The following is a 241-nucleotide window of genomic DNA, read 5'->3' as shown; positions in this document are numbered from 1 at the left end:
CGAGATCTACGAGGGCGAAGTCCGCTACGCCCGCGACGCGTTCGAGGGCCTGCGCCTGATGGACGCCCTGATCGGCGTCAAGCGCGGCGTGCCCGGCGCCAAGCTGCCCGAGCTGAAGCAGCGCCGGGTCAGGGCGGCGACGGTCGAGGTGGAGGAGCGCCCGCAGGAGGGCCACGTCCGCTCCGACGTCGCCACCGACAACCCCCTCCCCACCCCGCCCTTCTGGGGCACCCGCGTCATC

Annotated in this window: 1 protein-coding gene; it reads left to right on the top strand. The window is 73.9% G+C overall.

Annotated elements, in window-relative coordinates; all coding sequences use genetic code 11:
* A partial coding sequence (locus IH68_RS51540; RefSeq protein ID WP_037886832.1) for a hypothetical protein occupies positions 1–241 on the top strand: 241 nt, incomplete at both ends.

Origin of the sequence: Streptomyces sp. NRRL S-646, assembly GCF_000720765.1 — a bacterium.
GTDB lineage: Bacteria > Actinomycetota > Actinomycetes > Streptomycetales > Streptomycetaceae > Streptomyces.
This window is presented reverse-complemented; position numbering and strand designations above follow the sequence as displayed.